The organism is Legionella birminghamensis (assembly GCF_900452515.1).
Classification (GTDB): domain Bacteria; phylum Pseudomonadota; class Gammaproteobacteria; order Legionellales; family Legionellaceae; genus Legionella_C; species Legionella_C birminghamensis.
The window spans coordinates 764,924-789,441 of record NZ_UGNW01000001.1 but is presented as its reverse complement, the minus strand read 5'-3'; the positions used below and the strand labels follow the sequence as shown (position 1 = coordinate 789,441).

The window sequence follows — 24,518 nt, the reverse complement described above, 5'->3', positions numbered from 1 at the left end:
AAATAAATACCCTTTTATGAGCAAAAATGATACAATGAGGCAATTTTAATACTAAAGAATACAACTTATGCCCTATTATGTAGCTACTGTATCCGCGAAATGGTTGAAAGAAAATACTGTCATTTATTCTTTTGCTCCTGTAGAGGATAAACCATTTTCTGACCAGGAAATGACCCATGCGAGCGTGTTAGACAAAAATGGCGAAAATGGGAACACTGGTTCTCCGCTTAAACAAGTCCAGGGCTTTTTTGATTTGTTTTGTATGTATAGCGCACCTATTTCCTTTCCTATTGCTTATCGTACTTTTAAAAAAGAGAATGCTTATTTAGAATTGAGTTTTGATCATCCTTTTTCAATGCGGCTAGGTGCTTATGGAGATGAAAATCAGCAATTTAAGGAACCCCTTCAATTAACACTTCGTGAAAATGACCATGTTGAACAGGTCGGTATTGAAGGTCAGGAAACAGTAACCTTACATTTACTTACGATTCGCGATCTTGGCGGCGATGGCATACTGAATTTAAGACGAGGCGCATTTTTTAATAACCAGCGTCAAGTGGATAGTTTTAACAATCAATTCGGAAATTTAAGGGCTTATTTTGGCTCGGAAATATTCAGAAACTACAAAATTCATATTTGCATAAGTGAAATCGGACAAGAAGAGTATTTCAAATTTGATAAAAATATGCTTGAACGCCTGGTAAAACGTTATAATGCCGAAGACCAGCACATAGAGAAGGTGTTTCAAGAAGTTGCAAGAATAACCCCAGCTGAGCAAAGACAAATGCTATTGGATTTGTCAGATCGGCTTCGCATTCCAGCAGACGAGCAGAATGTCTCACGGGAAAACCAGACAATCAACCAAATCCGTAATAGAATTGTTAATTACCGTACAAATCATGTTGGGAATATAGTTGGTAATTACCACCAGGATATTTTATCCGACACAGTAAGCTATGTATTTACAGGCCTTTCTGGTACCCATTCCCTGGCTCCAGATAACTCCCCCTGGCAGCTCATTGTATTTCCACCAGGCATAGGTATGTCATTAATTGAAAGGCATTTTAGACAAACATTAAATTATAGCCACCAGCTGATTGAACTAGCTGAGCAAGAGAGGATTATCCCTCTTGTATTACACATCCCTACACCAGTTTTTGAAAAAACCTTTATGGCAGAAATCCAAACCACGACTGATTTTAAAAACGTAAGATATGCAGAGAAAGGTGACACTTACAGAGTCCAATTCGCTGAGGGTATCCTTGCCAGCGCTATTGATAGAAATCTGCCAAAAACAATAGAGGCGATTAAGAACTACAAACCTAATCAGCCGCCATCACGATGGGGTGCTTTCTTTAAAGCTATGGTTGGCTGGAAAGATAATGAAGCAAGTCCTGAAAGAACCCCTTCGCTGAATAATAATAGATAATTTTGAAGGTTCATAGTGAACTGCATTAGGGACACATAGCTCCTTAAACCCGTTCAGCCTGGGGAGCTAAAGCGGCTCCTCAGGCCGAACGGCGATACGATTTTGGTATAGACGCTATGAAAGAAAAAATAAAACCAACCTGGACGGCTCTCAGCCTTCTTATTATTGAATTTTACGAGTGTATTAATTGATAAAAGATCCACTTAAGTCAAAGCAATTAATCAATTAAAAGTGGAAAGGGCAATAACACTGAAATCGCTTATGAATAAAACTGTTTATCCTTTATTAAGCGATTATGAGGAGTTTAGGCAATACATTGAAGAGTCCTCTACCTTAGTCGCTAAAGCAAGTGCTGCAGAAGTTAAAAAAATGCCCGCCTACTCGCTCAGGGAAAAAGAGACATAAGCAGCGGTTTTTTTTCAACACTTCCCGCTGAATTGCTAATAAAAATTGCATCTGCTACAAGAGCTGCTGATTTTCATGAGGAAGAAGCGGCAACCCAGATTGCTACGGAATATCTGGATAGGCCATAATTGTAATTTAACTGGTTCGAATAGAGATTTGATTGATTCCGTTGAGCCTTCTGAATTAAAATCCTGCCCGTAGATAATATTTTATTTTACTAATGCTTTTATTAATTATTTAATACAGAATAAAGATGTCCAGAGAAAGAAAAGATACAAGCAACTATTCTTTTTTCAGTCTACCAAGACATGATTCTCCTCAGCGAAAATTTATTGATTCCTTACCACGAAACGCTTGCCTGGCATTAGCTACAGTGCCAGCAGAAGGACTGACTCTTCGACGTATTTTTTTCTGTTTGGACAATCCAGGCAGAAAACCGCCCTCTTACTGGGAACTATAAATAATATAGGGTTTAGAGGACTTTTTGCAGGCCCTGGTTCCAGAATGTCATATTGCCTATTTGGTAATTTTACTACACTCCTAGGTGTTGACTTTTTTGGTTCTGATTATAAAGGCTTGTTCCTGACAACAGTGGCAAAAAATGCAATCTTGCCTCTTTTTCTAGTCAGTAATGCTCGGCAGATAAATCTTAATTGGGCACAAACCCATCAATTTGTAGTTAAAAGTATAAAAGATCCCGTAGTCCATTCATCCTTCTTTTTCAGAAATTTTATTGCCAATTCCTGCTTGTTACCAGGCTTTATGACGAGGGATTTTTTGTACCAAATAATGGGGGAATCAAACACATACGCCCCCGCCTTGGGAGGGTTACTTGTTTCTCTTACCGCGTCAACATTAATGAATTCTTTTTTAAAACCCATGTTTACGGGGAAATATACATTAGGAGTCAGATTAACAGTAGCTTTTCAATTACCCGCGAAACTCTCTCTTTCTGTCCGGGAATTAGCGTCTTTGGGATTGATATTTGGTAATACTTCTGCAAAAAAGAACTTAGCCAATGAACTGGAGGTTACAAAGGCTTCTGAAGTCAGTCCAAGTCCTGGATTTAAGTAACGGATTTTGCAGCTCTGAAGTCGGCTATTTGATTCCCGAGAGTAATAAAATAATAACTCATGCTGCCGGCCGTTGGGCTTTGGGATTTCCTTCATAGAAGTTATTTAAATAGGATTCTTTATCCTCAAGAAAATGAAGGTGTTCTGTTAATACATCCTCATATTGCAATTGACTTATATCAGACTCTATTTTTTTCGCAGGCTGTTGAAAAAAATCCTCCATTGCCTCCAAAGCTCTAACTCTAACTTCTGGATCCCCTTCATTTTTAATAAATTGATGGCCTCCAGATGAAAAATATAAGCCATGGGCTATGCAGCCGTTTTGCTGCATTTTTTGTTGCAGCGATAGTGAACCCTGGAAAAATACGTTTTGGTCATCGGTTGCGTGTAAAAATAATATTGGTGGAAAGCAAGTTGTATTTCCGTATAAAACGGAGAGCTGACCATTCATGTGTTGGTCCACACTAGGATTGCTATTCCTGTCAATTCTTGGGCCATCTTGATTTTCATTAGCACAAGATTTTACAAAACGGATGCTTTCTATTTCCAATCTGAGTTCAAATATTGATCTCGGTGTATTTTTCAAAGTATTGATGAATCGGTTAGCACCGATGTCCACAGTGCCAGCCACATTACAAATGCCGTTTATCTTTTGGCTTAAATCGGGATAGTGTTGCAAGCTGCGTAATAAGTGATGGCCTCCCAGGCTATGAGTTATGACATCAATCTTTTTATCAGGATGTCTTCTGGATATTTCATCAAGCACATCTTTAATATCATCCGCATAATTCCTGGTGAACTCATTTAAACCAGTCCCGCCAAGTTGTTGTAATTCGAGTAATTTTAAGCCTGGAGGAATTAATCCTGGCTCAAAACCTGTCGGAAGCATGCCAGCGCGGGCATACATGGCACTTCCTTCAATTTCGGGAATATAAAAAGTGTGGCCACGTTGCGTAAAATAAGACTGCATGATGCTGAATTGCTCCTGGTTAACAATTTCAGGACCACCATGAAAAAATACGACAGGATTTTGGTCTGAGCCATTCGATTCATAGCTTTTTATGTAAAGGGCATTCCTAAGCGCTTTGCTTTGATTAGAATTTTCGTATCGATGTTCGACTGAGGCAGGAATTATGATATGACTGACCACTGTCTGATTGTGAGTTCTGTGTTGAGATTGGAAAAATCCAAATTGTTCTCGTGTATCCAGCATTCTAATCTTACTTTCAAAATAGTACGAAGAGCGTGTATTATATTACAAATTATGCTCAATTAAAATGCCATTTGAATTAAATTTAAACAATAATCCTCTAACATCATCTAATAACGAAAATTTACCATTGGGTATATATATGGTTCAATTCCAAAGGCTTGGTATAAACTTAGCCAATCGCCGTAATCTCGATTCAGCTATTTTGCTGTAAGTTGCATGAAATAGCGCTTCCACATTGATGTAGTCAAACCAGGCATTTTGCATTCCGCTTAGCATTCGATAACCGAATTCCAGATTTTCTGCCAGCATCCTGTCGATAACTTTTGTAAAATTGGCATCTTGCGCCGCTTTTTCCGAGTCAAAGCCTAAATAATCAAGTAAAAGATTATCTGCGGCATTTTTGAAGTCAGAATATTTGCTCAGGCGTTTTCCATAAAGTTCAACGTCCTCTCCAAATACTCTTCTCATTTCCCTGAACACCGCCAATTTATTTTTATTAAGCAAATGGACCGTTATCTTGTCCCTGCCCAGAAGGCTCTCCTGCGCCGCCAGATCATTTGCAATTTTATCAATTCGTGTTTTATAGGCTTTGGCTTCCTTTGATTCTCTATCCAATAACGGATTAGCAATCTGTTCCTTCATCTGTTTTAAGGCCCGCCTGAAACCATCATCCAGAAGCTCAGGGATAGGCAGCAGGCCGTCAACGATTCGATTATCAACGCTAATCGACACGGGTAAAATATCTCTGGCTTCAAAGGATTTACTGGCATCATTCCAGACTGGTCGGCGCTCTACAGCTAATAACATCACATGCAGGCCGGTTTGTTTAAGTAAAGGCGACACCGCCTGGGTATAACCATAGGCGCCCAGATTACAGACATAGGCACCACAGCTTCCGGGAGCGGGACAGGGGTAAATATCGTGGGCATAACCGTATAATTCTGAATCCAGCTGCGTTTTTAATTCTGGATACTCTGCTTCAACCTGCTCACGCTTGGCAAAACAGTAAGTCATCAATTGCCGGGAGCGGTTGATTCTTTCCTGCAGTTCAAAAACCGTCATGTCATGACAGTCTTTAAAAAAGACAATCCCAAGCTGATCCTGGCGCTCAGCCTGTTTATCAAGAATTGCTACATAAGCACTTCGGCTTTGATGGAGTTTTTTGAAACTTAAAAAACTGCGCAACGATTCGCTCGACTCCAGCATAAAGCTGACAGCCTGCATCATCAAAACAGTCAGGCGCTCCTGTGGCTGATTATTTTCAAAAAAGCCAAACTCGCTGATATCGATATTAAACTGAAGTGTAAGTGTGGGATCGCCAGGATAATTGTACTGTGCCATTAATGCTTTCTGCACAGAACTCATCTCAATTTCTTTTATTTCCTGATGCATTTCATGATGCAGTTCTTCAGAATAAGGCTGAATCTGGGCATAGGCATCGGGACCAATCTCAAAAAGCAATTCGAACCGTTCACTCGGAACCATATTTACTTTTTTCAGCTGCCGCTTGTGTTTATCATGCAAATCCAGCATAAAAGAAGCTGTTCCCTCAGGGCCAAGCAAGGTGGTCAGTGAGGTGTTGTATTTCGGAAGACGGGTGAATACCGAGATAAGGAGATCTTCCATATTTTTTATAGTTTCAGCCAAAATTTCAGGCTCCGGTAAGCCTATTTCTCCATACAAATCCGCCTCGCAGACATGGCGGTGTTCATCGGCTAATATAATTCCAAATACTTCCGGGGCAACACCGTTATGATAAAAGCTGGAAAAAACCTCCTCGACTAATCCCTCGCAGATTAAATTCATTACCACCATGCCCACCTTAAGGCAATCAATGGATCGAATAAAATTACAGACTTTCTCCAGCTCTTCATTATAGGCAGGAGGCCGTCCATAAGGGGCAGCCAGCATGAAGACAATGCGTGTGAACACAATCGCGTGAAAGATTTCATCGACCAGCTGGGCGCGCATACGGGTTTTAAACTCAGGCTTACACATTTTATCTTCAAAACGCATCGGCAGCTGGATCCCGAGAACCTCCAGTTGCGCCATCAGGGAAAATATATATACGTATAATATTTTGTCGTGTTTTAATTCAAAGGGCAGGCCATTTTTGAAAAGCGCATCTACTCTGGCTTCAATACTCTTTCTTTCATCCTCGGTTATTTTATTCCAGCCCTCAAGGATCCATTTTTCCGAGCCCCACTCCGGGGTTAAGAGTTTATCAAGCTCTTTCATATTCTAAGCCTTAGTAATTGCGGTGTATCACATATTGCGCTAAATCCATCAACCCATTTTTATAAATTGAATCGGGCAGCACCTGCAATGCAGTGATAGCCTGATCCATTTCTTTTGCTGCCAGGCTGCGCGTGTATTCAATCGATTGGGTTTCTTTAAGCGTTTCAAGAATTTCTGGTAAATGATGGCGCGAACCTTCTTCAAGGCTTCGTCTGATAATCAATTGCTGTTCAGAATTACAGTATTTCAGCGCATGCAGTAAAGGCAGCGTTGCCTTGCCGCTTGCCAAATCATCACCAATATTTTTACCGAGAGTCTGCGCGTCTGAACAATAGTCCAGTGCATCATCAATCAATTGAAATGCATTTCCTAAATGCAAGCCGTAGGCATACATTGCTTTTTTTATCGACTCGCCGGTCTTGCTGATCATTGCCCCCATGGTGGAGGATGCAGCAAACAGCAGGGAGGTTTTCGCACGGATATGATCAAAATAATCCGTCACCGACATCTCTGTATTGCCAAGATTGTCAAACTGCTGAATTTCACCGCAACCCATTTGCGGGGCTATACCGATTAACAACTGAATAATTTCGATGTCCCCTACTTCCACCATCAGCTGCAGGTATTTTGTAAACAGGTAATCCCCTACCAGCACACTGGCCTTATTACCCCAGATTTGATTAGCAGTTTCCCTTCCGCGGCGCAGGGTTGATTCATCAACCACATCATCGTGAAGAAGTGTTGCAGTATGGAAAAATTCAACCATCGTCGCTAACATCACATGATCTTTACCCTGATATTGACAGGCACGGCTTGCTAGCAGCACGAGCAAAGGACGAAGGCGCTTGCCGCCGCTATGTATGACATGATTGCTTATTTCATTAATCAGCCGTGAAGGGGATTTCATGGTCTCGAGGATCAAAGCATTAACAGCCTCCAAATCGTCCTTCACTAATTCGCGTAAATGCTCAATATCCATCGTGTTTCCAGGCTAAAATCATTGCATGCTAAGTTGAGGTGTTGAGAATGTCAATACTGGATTGACTTTTACAGAGCACAGGCAGCAAGACTGCTGCCTAAGTCACTTTCAAAGAGGCACATTCTTCTTCAAACGCTTTGAAGAAGCGGCTGGACGCAGCATTAATCATTCCTTCCTTGCTGCGGGTCAGGGTTCTTAGCTGCTGCGATAAAGCGATCATTTGCTGGGCAAACTCCTCTGTAATCCTGTCTTTTAATGAGCCGGGAATTTCTGTAGGGATGCCAGTCTTGTACTCCTCGCCACTCTCTAAAATGCGCTGAACCAGGCCGGTAATATAATTCTGGCTAAATACCCCTGGCACCGGCCCTCTCTCATTTCTGATTGTTATTTTTATCTCATTATTCGGAATTTTTGCCAGAAGCCCGCCAATGTCATCAGCGTCCTGCACATTTAGCTGGCTTTCTTTTAACTCAGCAAATGAAATTTCATTCAGCATATAGTGGATGATGCTTGCGCCGCTAGCCACAACCTGGGTTCGGGAATAACTGGCGTTGTGGTAGAATAAATCAAAATCAATAGCGCTCCAATCGACGACCAGACAAGGCTCCATGAAGGGATCGATGGTCAGGGGGTGGTAATCTATTTTTAATTTTTCAAGGTTTGGGCTTGCGGGATTCGTTTGTAATTCAGCAATTTTTTGTTTTAACCTTGTATCGTATTTAAAATAAAATGTCAGTTTACTAAATGTCCTTTTTGTATTCCCCCTGCTTATATCAGCGGTATCTTTTAAATCGACTGCAATATGAATAACATCCTGCATTATCAATCTCCAGGCATTACTTACTATTCTCGGATTTAATTTTATAAATTACAGAATTGACCCTGAAACGAATATCTTTACTGAGACTGTTCGCCAGGCTAATAAAATTCTGCTTATCCCATTTAAAAAAATGAGCAGAAACAGCACCGAATCCAGGCAATCTCTCAATTAATTGCAGTTTCCCTTTTTTCCACTCATATAGCAGGGAGTCAAGATTAGTAACAGGTCTTTCCTGGCTGCCGGTGATGAAGCGCACCAGCAACAGGAAATGGCGGCCGTCTACAGTAAACCAGCTAAAACTTCTTCCGCCTGACTCGGCAAGATATTGATAGTCAGCGAATTGTTTACCGTTCCACTGCAGTAATTTTGATGGTTTATTGATGTTGGCAAACGCGAGATAATGCCTGTTCTCCATTCTGAAATGTTTGAGCGACCGCGCGCCGTGCCCTTCAATATGCTGCATTGCTTTGAATTGCTTGCCATTCCATTTAAAAATAGTCAGGCCATCCAAATGATCTGCAAAACCAAGATAATCGTGATTGTCCATTTTAAATGCAGTGAACGAATATCCCCAACGGCTGGGAATATCCTGGAACAATACAAATTCTTTGCCATTCCATTCATAGATTTTGGAATGATTGTCTGCAAGTTTTTTCCCTGGGGTTTCAACGCCGGTCGCCAGGGCCAGAAAATGCCGCTCGCCAATCGAAAAATAAGACCATTGCTTGGCTGCCCGGGCATAAAATTGCTGGAATGGAATGAAATACTTACCGTCCCAGCGGTATACCATGGAATAGGTATTCAGGTTATAAGGCGCCTTGGAACCTGAACGAACGCTGGGGATAGCAAGGTATGCCTGATTGTTCAGCCGGAAAAAAGTAGCACCCTCGTTACCATGCCCCGGAATTGTCTGATAAATTCGAAATTTCTCACCCCGCAGCTGATAAATCAGTACATCAACATCTGAATCCCCCCCATTCATATTGGCAGGTGTATTAGCAATATCTTTAGCCAGCTGGGCTGCGGCCAGATATTGATGACCATCCAGTTTAAACGGGGTAATTGCCCGTGCCCCCGAGGTTTCAAGTGTCTGAAACGCAGTGAGCGTGCCTGCCTGTATATTCAAACTGATTATACAAATGAAAATACACGCTGCAGACCAGCTTTTCATGAAGCACTGCCTATTTCCGGATTTTTCTCGGGATAAGCAGTGATGCCTTCAGGAAAACCGGTGGTGAAGCCAGGAATCTGGATCTTCTTCAAATCCCAGGATTTGGATTGCAATTCGCCAGCCATCCAGTATCCGACCGTATTGGAAAGCATTTCGCGGGGGTCTTGCAGGGAATGTTTGAGACGCACCATAAAATCGATAATATTATTGGCCGATGAATAATGGAAATCGCCAGGGATAGCAGCCCTTTCCGGTAAGTAAATGGTTTCCAGGTCAGTAAAGACCGCTTTAGCCATATCCCTGCGGTTATAAACGCTACCCCAAACCGCCTTTGTGTAATAGTTATAGGCTGATTCGGGTAGAAGGGTTTGCCCTACTTCGGGAATGACCTTGGCGTAAGGTGCTATAAACAGGCGGTCACGGGGTAGTGTGTTCTCGGAAAGCGCATTGATAAAAGCAACCATCCAGTTGCTGCCTTCTGTTAAACCCGAGGTCACATTATTGCCTGCCACATTGCGCACAATAACCATTGCATTGGGCCAGTCGAGCTTCAGTTTGGCAATTTCATCATGGACCACAGACATGCTTTCCAAAGCGGTCAACATGAAGGTTCCGACCATCACAGTATTGTAGGAAATGGGATAGTCCTTATTACCATTTAAAAAATTGGCCTGAACAGTTTGCAGGTCAAAAGGCGCGCCTTTCTGCACGGAAACAATATAATTACCCGCCATTGACAGGGCATAGTCAATCATGGCCCTGATTTGCGGGGTGTAGTCCTGCCAGGGTTTGATATTCGCCCGCTCAAGCCAATTATTCTTTGTACTGGCATTTAAAGCACGCACCTTTTTGATATGGGTCAATAATGCATTCATTGCCGGCTGCCACGAAGGATCGCCGTTTTCCTTAATTTTTGCCAGATAAGCGAGTGCCGGTCCAATATGGGATATAGCGGTCAGCTCATAAAAACCGCTGGAGCGATTGGTCCGCAGCAGTTTTTTAAAAAGGAGTTTCCGATTCTGATCGTAAATGTATATAGAGGAGTCCAGTACTAAAATCAATGGACCTGCAAAAGGGTTTGCCTTGTTTTTTGCTGTTTCTGACTGTAATAAATATTGGGAGATGGTCTTATGCTTTTTTGGAAAATCAGTTTCATTCGTGCCGGTAAAATCAAAATAAAGATCCATGAATGCTTTGGGTACTGTATAAGCACTGGCTAATCCGACATAAAACAAGGCTAACAATAAAATCGACGCACCCTTCTTAACAGAGATTGTATTCATCACTCAGATAGTCCTTGTTCCATGCAGGCGAAATGTGGAGCCATTATAACAGTACCCCCATCCGAAATGTAGCCTGCTCGCCTGGGCTAAAGCGAAAAAGAGAGCGCACCCGTGGGGGGGTGCAGACCGATGGCATTTAAACGTTCGCTCTCGCTTAACTCATCCAGGCAAAACAGGGGACACAGGCTCTCTTTTCCGGGAATAATAGTATTTAATATGATATGTATATTGGCCATTCCAATGGACTTGCCAAGTAATATCTGAGCAATATCGCGCATGAATTCTGTGGGGCCGCAGATAAAAACCTGGGTATCCTCAGTGACAGGCATTTCCAATAAATGCTCATTTAAACGGCCAGAATTGAAACCCTCCAGGTCGGTTTTTTCACGGGTCAGGGTTATGTAGTTTTTTTCTTGAGCTGCAAGCAACTTTACTTTTTTTGGCCACAGCACATCTGCGAATGTTTTAGCGCTATAGAGAATTCTGGTCTGTTCATCTTCTAGCAGACGAGGAAAAATTGAACGTACAGAGGCAAGCCCGGAACCGGCCATTATCAACAGCAAGGGACGGTCTTTAATTTTTTCCAGGGGATAGGCGCGGCCAAAAGGACCTTTTATTGGCATGTTTGCTTCTTCCTGGGCTTGAAAAAACAACCATTCTTTGGTTGAAACTCTATGCTGTGGCTTGCCCGCATTCACTTTAAAAAAACCGGTTTTTTTCCTGGTAAGTGTTGCTGCCAGATAAAGAGGTTTTTTCAGTTCAGGATCATCGTTTCTGTATACCTCAATATATTGACCCGGTTTTAGATCAAAGTGCTCTGAAGGGGATTGAAAGGTTATTTTTATACCATTTCCTTTATCTTGAACTCTGGCAATTCGCGCATAGAACGGACCGGGCATTGCGTACTCCAAATAGAATTGCTTAAATGTTATTTTTCAAGCATGAAGAGCAATTATAATCCAGTCAGGTAAATATTATCAATCAGCCTTGTTTCCAATTGGTTTGCGGCTGATTTTTGCTGGTATAAGGTTATTGGTGATACGGGAGACAATTCTATCGACACGCCGTTGCAGCATAATTTCAACCATTATGGTTTCATTCGGGTGAAGGATCTTGTTAATGTCGGCAAGCGAGGAATGAAAATCGAGCAAGCGGTAATAGGCAAGCGCCTGGTTACTGGCCTCTGGGTGTGCTTTGATACGGAACCCCAGCTTTCCCTGCATTTTTGGCGTATCAATCCCGGCCTCCATAATATCGTAATCAAGGAAGTAGGTTAATTTTCCCCGGCTATACTGGTTTCGCTGGCGGTCGGCAAAGAAGCCTGTCGGGAGCGCATTTTCGCAATATTGAGGCCCTGCGGTAAGATAAAGATCATAATCGTCAAGATGGTTGCCCCGATCATCAATCAGTCTGAATACAATCATCGAATAGCGGTTGGTAATATACTCCCGTTTATAAAAAGGGGTTCTTACGACTTCTATATGCTCACTTTTCTGAGTATCCCGCGTTAACTGATCAAGGGCTTTTGCCAAAGTATTGTAAGAGTCACGGCTTTTCACCTGAAGGCAGCGCAATACCCATAGGGCTGTAGGATGAGTAGATGCATTCGCCATGGTGATACTGCGGATAATTCCCATTTTCTTACCAGAATGCGAACAGCCAGGCAGCACTCCAAATGCCATGGGCTGGGTGCGCCTCATTTTAGCGACCACCAGATTCTCCCCATTACTGCCCTCCTGATGGACTCTTAACAGGCTGTAATTCATATTGGCAGCGGTTACCCGCACGATTCCATCCGATCCAGCTTCCCCTGTATAAGAATTAACGGCATCATAAAGCTGGCGATCAATGGCCTGGCCAGTCAGTACAAAGGAGTAAATGCCGTTTGCAGTGCAATCATAGTCAAGCCAGCTTTCATTAAGTTGCCAACTCATCTCGCTTCCAAGCTCAAGCCAATCCAGAATATGCCGCCCTGGTTCAATGCCCTCAAAAAAACTTTTTATACGGCCAAGACGGGATTTACCCAGTTGTGCAAGTGCAGATCCATGATTAGCGGGAGCCAGCATGATAAGATGACTTAATGGGCATTGTGAAAGCCTGTTCTTATAATATAAGTCCATCCATTTTCGCACTACAGGACCACCGGTTGAGTGGGTGATGCAGGCAAAACGCCCCCCACCCTGAAGCTTCCCGGCCACTTCATCACGCACGGCCTGATCAAAGGCGCGCGCTATATCGTCAACCGTCACCGTATCATCAAAGCTGATATACTGGCCCAGGTAAATATTTCCAACCTGAATGCCCAGTTTCCCCTCTTTACTTTGACTTTCAAGCCATTGAGGAAGTTCTCCATAGGTATTGGTATTGGTGACACTCCAGCCGTGGAGGAAAATAACGACCATTGCATTCCCTGATCTTATAAAACACACTCAGATTTTATGGCCGCCAATTATATAAACCATTTCTGGATGCAACAAGTTAATAATTTAATGCTGGCGGTGGATCAGATCTGCGTTCCTGGAAGATATTGAATTTAGCACACAATTGAGGCTCGTAATTGATAGTGCCTCATGCGATCAATTGTTACAAATGTTGGCCAAATTATGGTAATATAGCTCTTTTAATTAACGAGACATCCATGTATTACCGTGATTTTCTAAAAGAATTTAATCCTGCAATTGCCTATTCATTTGATCCTGAATCTTCCCCCAACTGTGATTTGCAGACCTTGCAAGAGACATATTTTCACGATGCAGGCCAATATCAGGATATGATGGCAGCCTATTTATATGCACAGGAAAATCTGCTTCCTTTAGTAAAAACAAAGTCTTTGACTAGCACCGATCTGCTTGAACACCTTAAAAAAATACATGGTTTTATAGCAAAAACCTTACTCGCGCCCTTTGAAATGCGTTCAGGAGAATATACTGATCAATTTGTTTTCCGCTGGCATCATGGAGCATCTATAGTGCAGGAATTTATTCTTTATATGGCAAACAAACATTCTCCAGGAAATACATCTAGAAAATTCGCCAACTTTCTGCTTAAAAACTATGGGGTGCCGGAACGTGACAGTTTAAAGTTTTTGAAACTACTCGAAAGAATTAAAAAAGATACATCAATCACTATTCCAGATTGCGCTCAAAAAATTGTTGATAGAGATCAAAATCCCGAAAGCGTGCGTACGCTGTCAAAACTGTATGTTGCTTATAATAGAAATTTGCTTTCTGCTGAAGACAAGGCCAGCGTTGAAAAGTTATGCAAGATATGCATTTTGCCAGAGCAAGTCATAGAAAAAATGAATGAATTTTCTGATAAACTCGTAAAACAATTAGTGCAATGCAATGCTGAAGATATTGATGAAGTAGCAAATTTTGCTGCAAATGTATTTTATGAACTGACAGAGATACATCCATTTGCCAATGGTAATGGAAGAACTGCCACTTGTTTAATGAATTGTATTTTAAAAGGATTGGGCTATCCTGATATTTTATTGCGCTATCCTGGAGATACAAGAAATCCTGGCAGCCAGTATTCGAAAGCAATCAGTCAAATTGCTGTTACAAGACAGCCATTAGCCGATTTGATTAAAGATCGCATCCTTGAGGCTCAAAAGGCACCCTACAAAAATGAGAAAAGAGAAGAGCGTATGCAACTTACAATTGCAATGACTACTCTTTTTAAGCGCATTGAACGTAAATACCCCTCCATCAATATCAATAACCTTGCAATAGAATCCATTGAAAAGTGGCAAAAACAATTTAATCCCAAATTAAAAAATGAAGTGGAATGCAACATCGGGTTCTGTCGGGATATGCTAACCGCCGGCAAAAATCTTGAAAAAGTGTATGATGCTAAAAAACCGAATATCCCTGCAGCACCTGACCTGTTGCAAAAACAGGTTTTACAGGCTGCTGAGTTTATTGAGAAATACTCCGGTGTAAGAGGCTGGAAATCAAGTACAACAAAAGGATTAACTTTCTGGATCACCCTGGCTAACCTGGATGAAGCAAAAATAATCGCTCAGAAATTGCAATACATAAGCAATGCAATGGACGTCAATACCGGAATGTCTCAAGGCAGAGCCACCGTCATATGTAATATTGGCAATAACCTGAATTATTTATTAGAAGCAGATCAAGGCCTTACTCACATTATCGGGAGAAGCGATAAGGAATCCGTTCAAAGCCAGGTTAACCTTTCGATTTAAATAGATAGCGGACATGGACCCCGCGGTCTTCGCCGCGGGGAGTCGGAAATCTGTCCGCGGGGAGTCGGAAATCTGCCCGCGGGAAGATCTCCCGTATCCCCGCAGCACCGACCCATAGCTATCTACACAAATGTTTTCCCGTCCGAATCCCCGCGGCAACGACCGCGGGGCCCATGCCTGTAGGAGTAGCATGGTTCTCAGACAAGTTTCAATGTTGCAAAAAAAAATATTTAACAGGTAGTCATAAACAAGTGTTGTTTATCGCCCAAAGAATCGCGTTATAGTTATCCGCTTGTATCGCTGCTTTAATTAGAAATAACCGCATTCCTGATTCTGATAATTGCAGGAGCCCGATGGATAACATCGGGGGACTACGATACATCGATATCGTGGGTAATAATAATATTGAGGGTAGGACGGGTAATAGGGATAGCTATTATAGTATTGATTGGGGACGGTATTGGGATTCACAATAATAACCTGCGTTCCCCACTGACGATTATAGCCATAGCCATAGCAAAGGGAAGTGCTAGCCAGGCTTAGAAATAAAGTCATGATACAACCCATCCGGCATCTCATTTCGCTTCCTGTAATCCTAAATCAGATACTTAGAGCAACTACTATAATTATAGCTCTTCCTGTCTGGTTATTATTCAGGCCGACTTCCCGCGGCATCAGATCCTGAGAGTCTCACAAAATATAAGGATTAGTATATGAAAAACTCTACGTACCGCGCTTTATGCGCGGTACGTAGGCACTGATGAGATAGTTAAATTTTGTGTGGATCCTCAAGGTCGACGCCGTGGGGATTCGAATTGGGTAAATAGTGAAGCTTTTTTTACTGACACGTGTTTGCCACACACACTTGTCCTGGCGCACAAGCTCCACAGGAAATAATGCCCCCGCAACCATCAGCTACAATACCGCAAGAGGCTCCCTGCTGGGCGCAAGTTTGCGGCACACAGGGATTGGTACCGCATTGAGAAGGACCGCCGCCGCCGCAGGTTTCTGGCAACACACAGTTGCCGCAAAAAATTGTACCGCCGCAACCATCGTTATTGGTGCCGCAATTGGCACCGATTTGGGCGCAGGTCTGGGGTATACACATGGCCACACAGCTGCCGCTTATGCAATTTTCACCATTGGGGCAGTCAGTGCTTGACAAGCAAATCTGCACCGGCGCATTACAGACACCCGCAACACACTGATTGCTCTGGCATGATGAATTATTAGTGCAAGGGGCACCGGTGTTAGGCTGCGCACAGGTTTGCGTTGAAGGCGAGCAATACCCGCTTTGGCACTGGACAGAGGTGGTGCAGGCTGCGCCATTATTGGGTGCCGTACACACAGCCGCCAGACAGAAATTACTCTGGCAATTGCCGTTCGTAATGCAAGGACTGCCATTGGTTAATCCCTGGCAACGACCCAGTACGCAAGCCCCGCTCTGACAGTTTGCATTCGTCTGGCATACCGCACCGTTCGGCCCGGCACATTGTCCTGACTGGCAGATACTGCCGGCTATGCAGCTTTGTGTACCGGAACAGGCAGCGCCATTTGTAGCAACGCAAACACCACTGTTATTGCAGGTACTTCCGACAGCACATTGGCTGCTGGCAGTACATGCACTACAGATATGAGTTTGCGGATTACAGAAATTGCTTTGACAGTCTGTATTGAGGCTACAGGGGATACCAGCCGGCGCCACGCATATGCCGGAGCTGTTGCAGGTACTACCCGGCGCACAATCACTGCTAGAACGGCATGAACGGCAAGTGTGGGTCATGGGATCGCAGAAATTTGTCTGGCATTGGGCATCCGTACTGCAAGGGGTATTCTTCGCTTCAATGCGCGTGACATTCAAACTGTCCTGAACACTTGGCTGCGAGCACAAAAACTGGTCGGGACTATTATCGCCAGGCCCGTTTGTTTTACAAACAATTGGCCCGCCTTTCACCACTGGGTCAATACTGTTACCATCAATTTGCAAATACAAAAAACAAAACTCGCCTCTACTCAAAAGAAAAGGCGAAGGACAGACGCCATTGCCCCCAGTAATTTGTCTGATGCCTTTGATGGGTTTGGTGGTTAATATCCGGGGCACCGCTGTATTATTGGTTACTTTATAAATAGCAACTCCGGTATTATTATTCGCAATTTCCAGTGGGGCCCGCTGAATAACATCAACTGAAAATTTAGGAATGGGCAGAGCATAGCTATTCGCAAACATTATTAATAAAGAAAACAAAGCGACCAAACGCTTAAATAAAAAGAGCTTCATTTGTCAATTCCATGACGTTAAAGGAAGCTAAGATAACTCATAACTATTGGAAAATAAACACAAAGAATCAGGGCTGTTTGTTATTAAACTGTCTATTCGGCTCTAAAGCCCCCTCCTGTTGTTTTAGCATCCCCAGTTGCTGTCTTAACACCTCAGTCTTTACTTTACCGGCTTGCAAATCAGGCGTCCTATCTTTACCGCTGCGAATCGGTTTATTGCCCTGAATCGGCATTGGCCTGAAAGGATCAGGGATTTGATCCGGATTATAACTGGCAGCTCCGACAGCCATCACATGGTTTTTACCGGGGTGACGGACTGAGGTGTAAATACCCAATTGGCGATCGCTTGGATAAATTTCACCGGGTTTAATTTCCTCACGGCTTAATCTTGCTTCAATCTCGATGAGGAGATTCTGATAATTTTCTTCCTCTCCGGGCGGGATATAAACGGTTATTTGCATACCCTTGCTTAGACGCTGGTTTTCTTCCACCTTGGCTGCCAGATCGTTAATATAATCCTGAAAACGTTTTTCAATATATTCCCGCAATTTCTTCGTGGTTGAGACCTTAGGAATTTGCGACGGGTCAGGTGATAATTGATAAGCTAAATCCAGCGTCTCGGAATGCCCCATCTGATTCGAGTGGTAGCTAGTAAGAAACCGCTGGTATTCCTGCCTCGCATAGTCCAGTTTTTTCTGATTGACATCAATCGCTTCACTTAGAAGTTCCTGATTAATTATTTTAAATTTACCGGCTTTATTATGGAGAAGCGGATAAAGTAAGTTCCAGGCTTCTGCTAATTGCCCACTGCTGACACTGATATGGGCCTTCCAGTTGTCTTCCAGAGTTTGAATCTGTTTTCCCTGCCAGTCCTTGCGGGTAAACAGCATAAATACACCGGCAGCTAGCTGAAAGCTTTCAGAGCTTGTATTGCGAAAGGTTTGTTCGTGCTGGCGCTTTAAATTGGCATCGATTAGATTTCTATAGTCCATGTTTGCAGTCCTTGCTTTCCCTAACCTGATTATAGACAAGGATTCTACGTCACTTAAGGCCGATATTTACAATGCAGTTGCTTTTGATATAGTGATGATCTTTTTAACAGCCATGCGAGTATAATCATGAAAGAGTTTTTCTCCTCACACAAAAATGCCAGACGCTCCCATAATGAACCAAACACGCCCCCCAGTCGTTCCGAAAAAAATAAAGATTTGCAAAGGGCCATAAAAGATCAGTTAAGCAATACTGTTTTGGAAACGCTAAGGGAAGAAGCCAGACAAGCAGAGGCTGAATTTGAGCAGCTTGATGAAGAATCCCGTTCATATGTGAAAATCTGAAGCAAGTTCGCAAGATGCAGCCGTCACTGCGAACCTGTGGCGAAGCAATCCAGAGCGGAGCCTATTGCGGCATTGTTCTGGATTGCTTCACTGCATTCGCAAAGACGGGGATTGGCAGCTATCATCCGGTGTGTCTTTAGCTGCTGTGTAACTGAAAAACGCGTCGCGCGCCAGTTTGTACCCATATCTGGCCGCCTGGCTTCCAGCAATGCTTCCTGCAACACTGCTGATAATAGTCGCCCCACTCTCCAGCAGCTCTGAAGAGTTTAATAAATTAAGTCCGACCAATACGCCCGTAGTTAAATAATTCGAGCTTTGCTGACTAAAACCAAAGCATTTATGCAATACATAACTGGCAAGAGGGGTAGCAATAGCAGCTGGCACTGAAGTGCCCAGCATCACTAAAAGTAAGGCGCGAAGCCCCTGATTGATAAGATAAATTTGATCAGGATGCAAATGCTTGGTTTTAAGAAAATCGGTACAGGCCTGCTGGGTTAATGTCAGCAGGCCTGAAACAAGAAAGCCTTGCTGGGCAGCTTCTGAGAGTAAATCAACCCATTCGGAAGGAATCAGATTAAACCATTGTTCTATTTGGGTTGAATTCCCTATTCCGCCTAACCAGGAAGGTACGGCGGGAATAACCACGGTTGAGGAGAATGTCTGGGGCTGTGCTGCAAAACATTGATCTGCGGTGCAATAAGGCTCTGAACCCAAACTAAGGATCCCAATGACGCCGCTATCGTCTGATTCTTTTTTTTCTTTGGTCATTTTTATTCTCTGTAGGCCTGATTAATTTTTCACTGGTTTTTTCACCTGCCTGGATGACTTTAGCGTAGAAGTCAGCCAGATGATTAAAAGGCCAAGTATTGCGCCTGTTAAAGTCCCTATGCCCGCGGATTTCAGACTTCCTATAATGGCTCCCAAATCCATACCGATAAGTATTTCAGCATTAATCCAGAGAGAGGCGGATATGATTTGCACAATATTATCTGGCGACAGTAAAGGATAGTTTTTAGTCCGTTTATATATTTTGAAAGAGGTTATGGCAATCGCAAGCCCCCCGCCCACAATCGCACCAATACCTAGCCCTAAAAGCGCGCCGACGATAACAGTCGGATTAAGGTTTAAAAAACAGTTATTACAGCTATTACAGAGTGAAAATGACTGGGCTATGAATCCACCAGAGAAGAAACCAATAATGCCGCCACTGCTGCCGCTAAGCAGTGCACTAATGACTCCCGAAACATAGAGCTGCGGATGGAGGATAAGCCGCTCAACCCAATTTTTTAATAAAAGAATTCTTCTTTCCTTGCTCATTAAACTTCCTTTAATTTTTATAGCTGGCAAAAAAATCCATTTTATAATGCTTTTCCGATGGAAGCTACGTTATTATATCCAATCACTTTTTTTTACGACCAAGGGAATATGTCGGCAAACAACACACTGCAATCAAATTCAATGATGTCTCACCTGGTTATCCTTTTGCTGCTGGGGACTCCTTTTTTTCTTGCGACCGATAGCCCCTGGGCTGCGCAGCATATCAGCTATGGGCAGGATATCTGCAATTTAATTGCTGTTATCACCTATAGTCTTTTCCTGTTGAATGCCCGCGGTAAATTATATTGGCTGATTTTATTAATGACGATATGCAGCCTGTTTGCTGAAATTTTAGGATCCTTCGTATTGGAACTTTACGCCTACCGCCTGAAAAACATACCCCTGTATATTCCGATCGGGCATGCCCTGATTTATGCCACTGTTTACTATCTCAGTAAGCATCCATGGTCTTTAGAAAATCATGAAAAAGTAAAGCAATGCCTGGCGCAGTTTGCTTTTCTGGCCGCATTCCTGTCTTTATTTATGATTCACGATGCCGCAGGCTTTATTGGCTATCTGGTATTCCTGATCGTTTTGCGTTTCCGAAAAAATACGCTTTTCTATTTGTATATGTTTACAATGGTTTATTACATCGAATTAATGGGTACCGTTTTCTATACCTGGTCCTGGTATGGTGTCACAGGCGCCCATCCTTATTTCCCCCCTATGGGATTTACACCTTCCGGAGCTGCAGGCTTTTATGTGCTTATGGATTTGACCTGCAATTCGATTTATTTCTACCATTTGAAAGTCTTGAGATATGTATACCGTATAGTACCGGAGTTAAGGGTAAAAGCGGAGTTTCACAGTATTTGATTGGGGTGTTTTTTCCGAGCTGGCGGAAATGAACGGGATAAATGAGTGGAATGGGTCCCGCGGTCTTGGCTCATAGCTATCTACACAAATGTTTTTCCCGCTCCGAATCCCCGCGGCTGCGACCGCGGGGCCCACACGAGGCCTATTTGGAATAGTCGTTTTGCTGATTTAGGATAATGTTTGAAAGACTTGTTCCAAACTGCTTTTGCTATTTACGGCAACATTGGATTCCTCTGAAGAGCTTGTTCGGACCAGACATGGGCCCCGCGGTCGCAGCCGCGGGGATTCGACTGTATTTGTGTGGATAGCTATGGGTCTTCGCCTCGGGAATTCGAGCTACCTTCGCGCGGAAGTTCGGGTTAATCGCCGACACAAGACACACTGGTCGGTAGGCTTGGCCTTCAAGCGGTAAGTGTCTATACTTGTTTAAAAGACAGACACTTATCATCGAAATGAAACAAAAAACAGATAATGTGATTCAGGAACCTTTTCTTTCCCGGGTAGCCAATAATGTGAAGGGAGTTAAAATAGGCCCTACTGCTATACAGGCTGCTGGCATTCAGACCGAATTTGCTACAGTCAACGTGCTTGCAGCGAGAAGTTTCAGCAGTACAGTGGTCCTGCGCTCAGGAACGCCACCAGTGTATAACAAGCCGCGCAGCCCCAAAAGCGGTTTGAATTTGTCAAAAACCAGTAACCAGGGCTTCTTCAAAGGCGCATTGGCGGCCGATTTACTTTTTACCCGCGTCGAAAACGGCGTCTTAAGGGGCTTTGATCCCAAAGATAAAGAACGCCTTCAACAACCCCTGAAAAGCCCGAAATATCAACATACCGTACAGCTGCCAGTAAACATGCTTGATATTTTGCGTGAAATCAAACCAGACGGTGATTTAAAAGTGTTAGGTTACGACGAAGAATCGGGACAATTAAGGCTCGCCTATAAAGCAGGAAAAGGGGCTCCCGAATTCAAGGGGCAATTTGTGATTAACTTAAAAAATGGCAGTCAGGAACAATTAATCTATTCACGTCCCTGGGATAATCCCGCCAATCAGCCGGAATGGGATCACACAAAACAGATACTTCCAAAGCCAAGGGAACTTTCTGAAGTTCCTGATGAGATTTACGAACGCTTTTTTCATTACAGCTTTCCTTTGTTCTATAGCCTCGAGCAATCCGAATCACCTGAGACTCTATTGCCCGCCAAAGTATTTGCGAATACAGCGCGTACGGGAGCAGAATTTTTAGCAGCCATGGATAAAGACAGCGCCGAATATTCCCTGGTAGAACAATACAACCGCAGCAGCAGCCATTCTCTCGAACAGATTCTCGCCATTCTTGATGAGGAAACCATAAAAAAGATTTACGATCAGACTGCTTTAATTGTGGCCGGTGATTGGGACGGCCTGTTGCTTAGCCATCCCAGGAATATGGCTCCCGAATTTCAGCAAGTGTATAACACCTTTGGCCTTCCTGGAGAAATGTTTGACAATATGTTTAAACTTTCGGAGCGGACAAAAAATTACCTTGCAGAGTTAAAAAAGCAAGTACAGGCGAAAGACCCTGCTCAATTATCCCCTTTTGACAAGCTAATATTAAACGTAAAAACGCATAAGCTGCTCACCCCCTATGCTGTTTCCAGAGCGGGTTGCATTACTCCTCACGAGTTTTTATTTCAACAGCTGATTAATTATGCCTATCGTGATCACGATAATGCCTTGGGAGAACCTTATAACCTGACTGCCTTACAGGCAACAATGGATGCAGTGCTGATCAATTTTAAAAATAATGGCCCGCGCCCGCCCAGCGCTGAGTTCGATGTGTTTTTGGAGCAGGAATTACAAAAAGCGCTGCAGTCCAGTCCAGAAACCAGTTTGTGGCGACGAGAAATTTATTTTGATCATTTAAAACACCATGCACAAATAGCTTGCCAAAAAGAGGCTTCTCACTATAAGATCCCGCACCCGCAACATGATCAAAATGTACATGATCTCTATCAACATGGCTTTGACATGCGCAATCCATATGGCTGCAATATTGCCGGTGCCTGGTTAATGATCACGCGAAACGGTGAGTTTATTTATGGGGACACGGAAGAACAATTGATTGAAGTCCTGTTGCTGGAGGAAGTGTTTTTCCATAATAACCAGATTGATGTTAACCCTCATGCGGATATGGAAAAAGGCTGGGGAAGAATTCTGGAGTTGCAGCAACCGCCTGAACCTCCCCTCAGACGCTCCTTATCGGAGGCGATGCTGACTGCTTCAATAACGGAGCAAACCGTGGAAGCACCCCTGCCCCCACCGAGAAAAGCGTATCAAAATACGGATAATGATGATCAAAATCGGGTGAGGACTCAGGATTATCGTCAGCAGATGGAGCAGTTACAACAGGAACAGGAATTTTCTGCTCAAGAAAAACAGGATTACTTCAACCCGCAAACTGGCCTCTAATGGCAGGAGATTGTATGTCCCAATTCGCTGAACTCGAGTCATTCATAAAAAAACTTAATCAGATGGCCATTGATTCCCGTATTAATTGCAATAATATGCAGGAATTAAAATTGTTTTTAGCCCATCTTAGTTTGATACAAATGGCCTGTGAGGATAATGACTTTGAAACTGTAGAAGAACTGATTGATAATGCCAGAAAACAGATTCCAAACGTGGAGCAAGAGTTTATTGCAGCTCTGGAGAGTAATTCCGAGGCTGTTTTTAATGAACTATTTTCTATCATTCAACAGATGAAAGACGAGCAGTCTTCTCTCCGCCCTTCTTAGCAACCGTCTGGTTTAATGAAGGAAAAATATCGAGGGGCAGGTTTTGAATCCAGTAAAAGTAGCAGATTACAGAGAGTTGGCTCAAAGCTTGCTCGCAGCAGAAGTCTTTGACTATATCGATTGCGGCGCCTGCGATGAGATTAGCAAACGCAATAACAGGAAGTCGCTGGATGAAATTAGTATACGCCCTTATTGTTTGCGGGATGTATCTTCTATAAATACATCTATTGAGCTATTGAATTCGAAGTTAAAATTTCCATTGCTTATTGCTCCCATGGCCTTTCACCAATTGGTTGACAAAGAAGGGGAGAAAAGTACCAGCATGGCGGCCAAAGCCTGCGGTATTAATTTGATTGTCAGTTGCATGTCGAACCGTTCACTGGAGGACATTGCAAGCTGCGCAGGCAGTTCCCATTTATGGGCGCAGCTTTATATTTTTAAAGACCGATCGCTAACGCAATTATTAATTGAACGAATAGAACAGGCCGGCTACAAGGCCATTGTTTTAACGGTTGGGGTACCGGTTGGCGGTAAAAGGGAACGTGATATCCGTAATCAATTCTCCCTTTCCAGTAAACTGAGCACCGGTAATTTCGAAAGCCAACTTGATAAGCAGGCTATTCACCACTTTATTTTGAATCACCTGGATCCTTCCTTAACCTGGAAAGATGTCGAGTGGGTACAATCCCTTACAAAGCTCCCAATCATCCTTAAAGGGATCCTGAACCCTCTGGATGCAGAAGAAGCCTGCCGCAGGAACATTGCCGGTATTGTAGTTTCTAACCATGGCGGCAGGCAACTGGATACAGCGGCCGCAGCTATGACAGCATTGCCAGATATTGTCCGGACAGTGGCTGGCCGCAGTCTGATTTTTGTAGATGGCTCCATGGAACGCGGCACTGATTTGTTTAAAGCGATTGCCCTAGGAGCCGATGCCGTACTAATTGGTAGACCTGTCCTTTGGGCCCTGGCAGTTGCCGGAAAAAAAGGACTTGAGGCAATGCTGGGTCTATTAGAAAACGAATTTATACTGGCAATGCAATTAACGGGCTGCAGAACGATACAGGAAATCAAAAATTATACGCCCTTTATGACTTATTCCGGATCGAGTGTGTAG

The 24,518-nt window shown here is 43.3% G+C and carries 22 protein-coding genes; 9 read left to right on the top strand and 13 right to left on the bottom strand.

What is annotated here, in order from left to right:
- Positions 1 to 67: 67 nt before the first annotated feature.
- The 3 genes from DYH42_RS03430 (at position 68) to DYH42_RS03425 (ending at position 2,908) form a co-directional block, all read left to right on the top strand.
- A complete protein-coding gene (locus DYH42_RS03430; protein ID WP_058524932.1) occupies positions 68 to 1,429 on the top strand; it encodes a hypothetical protein in 1,362 nt (453 codons plus the stop codon).
- A gap of 261 nt (positions 1,430 to 1,690) precedes the next feature.
- Positions 1,691 to 1,834, top strand: coding sequence for a hypothetical protein (locus DYH42_RS16525; RefSeq protein WP_157062414.1), 144 nt, complete (start codon positions 1,691 to 1,693; stop codon positions 1,832 to 1,834).
- A 591-nt stretch (positions 1,835 to 2,425) separates the two neighbouring features.
- Entirely contained in the window at positions 2,426 to 2,908 is a 483-nt protein-coding gene (locus DYH42_RS03425; protein ID WP_131793002.1) for a hypothetical protein, read from the top strand.
- A gap of 57 nt (positions 2,909 to 2,965) precedes the next feature.
- Here DYH42_RS03425 and DYH42_RS03420 read toward each other — a convergent pair whose 3' ends face one another.
- The 8 genes from DYH42_RS03420 to plaB all read right to left on the bottom strand — a co-directional run bounded on the left by DYH42_RS03420 (position 2,966) and on the right by plaB (position 13,013).
- The gene (locus DYH42_RS03420) at positions 2,966 to 4,120 is read right to left on the bottom strand and encodes an alpha/beta hydrolase family protein (RefSeq protein WP_058524934.1); all 1,155 of its coding nucleotides are present in this window, start codon (positions 4,118 to 4,120) and stop codon (positions 2,966 to 2,968) included.
- A 144-nt stretch (positions 4,121 to 4,264) separates the two neighbouring features.
- Positions 4,265 to 6,358, bottom strand: coding sequence for a 2-oxo acid dehydrogenase subunit E2 (locus DYH42_RS03415; protein WP_058524935.1), 2,094 nt, complete (start codon positions 6,356 to 6,358; stop codon positions 4,265 to 4,267).
- A gap of 10 nt (positions 6,359 to 6,368) precedes the next feature.
- Complete coding sequence (locus DYH42_RS03410) at positions 6,369 to 7,337, bottom strand: polyprenyl synthetase family protein (protein ID WP_058524936.1); 969 nt, start codon at positions 7,335 to 7,337, stop codon at positions 6,369 to 6,371.
- A 97-nt stretch (positions 7,338 to 7,434) separates the two neighbouring features.
- Complete coding sequence (locus tag DYH42_RS03405) at positions 7,435 to 8,157, bottom strand: hypothetical protein (RefSeq protein ID WP_058524937.1); 723 nt, start codon at positions 8,155 to 8,157, stop codon at positions 7,435 to 7,437.
- Positions 8,158 to 8,173: 16 nt separating this feature from the next.
- Entirely contained in the window at positions 8,174 to 9,328 is a 1,155-nt protein-coding gene (locus DYH42_RS03400; RefSeq protein WP_058524938.1) for a hypothetical protein, read from the bottom strand.
- Entirely contained in the window at positions 9,325 to 10,611 is a 1,287-nt protein-coding gene (locus DYH42_RS03395; RefSeq protein ID WP_058524939.1) for a DUF5624 domain-containing protein, read from the bottom strand. Before DYH42_RS03395 ends, DYH42_RS03400 begins: the two co-directional genes overlap by 4 nt.
- Before the next feature lie 86 nt (positions 10,612 to 10,697).
- Positions 10,698 to 11,510 carry a ferredoxin--NADP reductase gene (locus DYH42_RS03390; RefSeq protein ID WP_058524940.1) on the bottom strand — a complete coding sequence of 271 codons (813 nt, stop codon included), beginning with the start codon at positions 11,508 to 11,510 and terminating at the stop codon, positions 10,698 to 10,700.
- 78 nt (positions 11,511 to 11,588) lie between these two features.
- Entirely contained in the window at positions 11,589 to 13,013 is a 1,425-nt protein-coding gene (gene plaB / locus DYH42_RS03385; RefSeq protein WP_058524941.1) for a phospholipase PlaB, read from the bottom strand.
- Positions 13,014 to 13,249: 236 nt separating this feature from the next.
- Here plaB and DYH42_RS03380 point away from each other — a divergent pair, with 236 nt between their 5' ends.
- Positions 13,250 to 14,821 (top strand): Fic family protein, encoded by a 1,572-nt coding sequence (locus tag DYH42_RS03380; RefSeq protein WP_058524942.1) that lies wholly within the window; start codon positions 13,250 to 13,252, stop codon positions 14,819 to 14,821.
- 309 nt (positions 14,822 to 15,130) lie between these two features.
- Here the strand turns inward: DYH42_RS03380 and DYH42_RS16440 are convergent, their stop codons facing one another.
- From DYH42_RS16440 to DYH42_RS03370, 3 genes are all read right to left on the bottom strand, one after another.
- Positions 15,131 to 15,400: a hypothetical protein gene (locus tag DYH42_RS16440; protein ID WP_131793001.1), complete on the bottom strand. Its 270-nt coding sequence runs from the start codon at positions 15,398 to 15,400 to the stop codon at positions 15,131 to 15,133.
- Positions 15,401 to 15,659: 259 nt separating this feature from the next.
- The gene (locus DYH42_RS16520) at positions 15,660 to 17,099 is read right to left on the bottom strand and encodes a hypothetical protein (RefSeq protein ID WP_058524943.1); all 1,440 of its coding nucleotides are present in this window, start codon (positions 17,097 to 17,099) and stop codon (positions 15,660 to 15,662) included.
- A 67-nt stretch (positions 17,100 to 17,166) separates the two neighbouring features.
- Entirely contained in the window at positions 17,167 to 18,090 is a 924-nt protein-coding gene (locus DYH42_RS03370; RefSeq protein ID WP_058524944.1) for a hypothetical protein, read from the bottom strand.
- A gap of 126 nt (positions 18,091 to 18,216) precedes the next feature.
- On the opposite strand from DYH42_RS03370, the gene DYH42_RS03365 reads away from it, so the two are divergent.
- Entirely contained in the window at positions 18,217 to 18,432 is a 216-nt protein-coding gene (locus tag DYH42_RS03365) for a hypothetical protein (RefSeq protein ID WP_058524945.1), read from the top strand.
- Positions 18,433 to 18,519: 87 nt separating this feature from the next.
- Here the strand turns inward: DYH42_RS03365 and DYH42_RS03360 are convergent, their stop codons facing one another.
- Together DYH42_RS03360 and DYH42_RS03355 are read right to left on the bottom strand one after the other, a co-directional pair.
- A complete protein-coding gene (locus DYH42_RS03360; protein ID WP_058524946.1) occupies positions 18,520 to 19,200 on the bottom strand; it encodes a hypothetical protein in 681 nt (226 codons plus the stop codon).
- Between the two features lie 21 nt (positions 19,201 to 19,221).
- On the bottom strand, positions 19,222 to 19,749 hold the full coding sequence (locus tag DYH42_RS03355) for a hypothetical protein (RefSeq protein ID WP_058524947.1): 528 nt from the start codon (positions 19,747 to 19,749) through the stop codon (positions 19,222 to 19,224).
- Between the two features lie 141 nt (positions 19,750 to 19,890).
- Between DYH42_RS03355 and DYH42_RS03350 the strand changes: the two genes are divergently transcribed.
- From DYH42_RS03350 to DYH42_RS03325, 4 genes are all read left to right on the top strand, one after another.
- Positions 19,891 to 20,625, top strand: a complete 735-nt coding sequence (locus DYH42_RS03350) for a hypothetical protein (RefSeq protein WP_131793000.1) — start codon at positions 19,891 to 19,893, stop codon at positions 20,623 to 20,625.
- Between the two features lie 452 nt (positions 20,626 to 21,077).
- Positions 21,078 to 23,075, top strand: coding sequence for a hypothetical protein (locus DYH42_RS03335; RefSeq protein WP_058524949.1), 1,998 nt, complete (start codon positions 21,078 to 21,080; stop codon positions 23,073 to 23,075).
- A 14-nt stretch (positions 23,076 to 23,089) separates the two neighbouring features.
- On the top strand, positions 23,090 to 23,401 hold the full coding sequence (locus tag DYH42_RS03330) for a hypothetical protein (protein ID WP_058524950.1): 312 nt from the start codon (positions 23,090 to 23,092) through the stop codon (positions 23,399 to 23,401).
- A 43-nt stretch (positions 23,402 to 23,444) separates the two neighbouring features.
- Positions 23,445 to 24,518, top strand: a complete 1,074-nt coding sequence (locus tag DYH42_RS03325) for an alpha-hydroxy acid oxidase (RefSeq protein ID WP_058524951.1) — start codon at positions 23,445 to 23,447, stop codon at positions 24,516 to 24,518.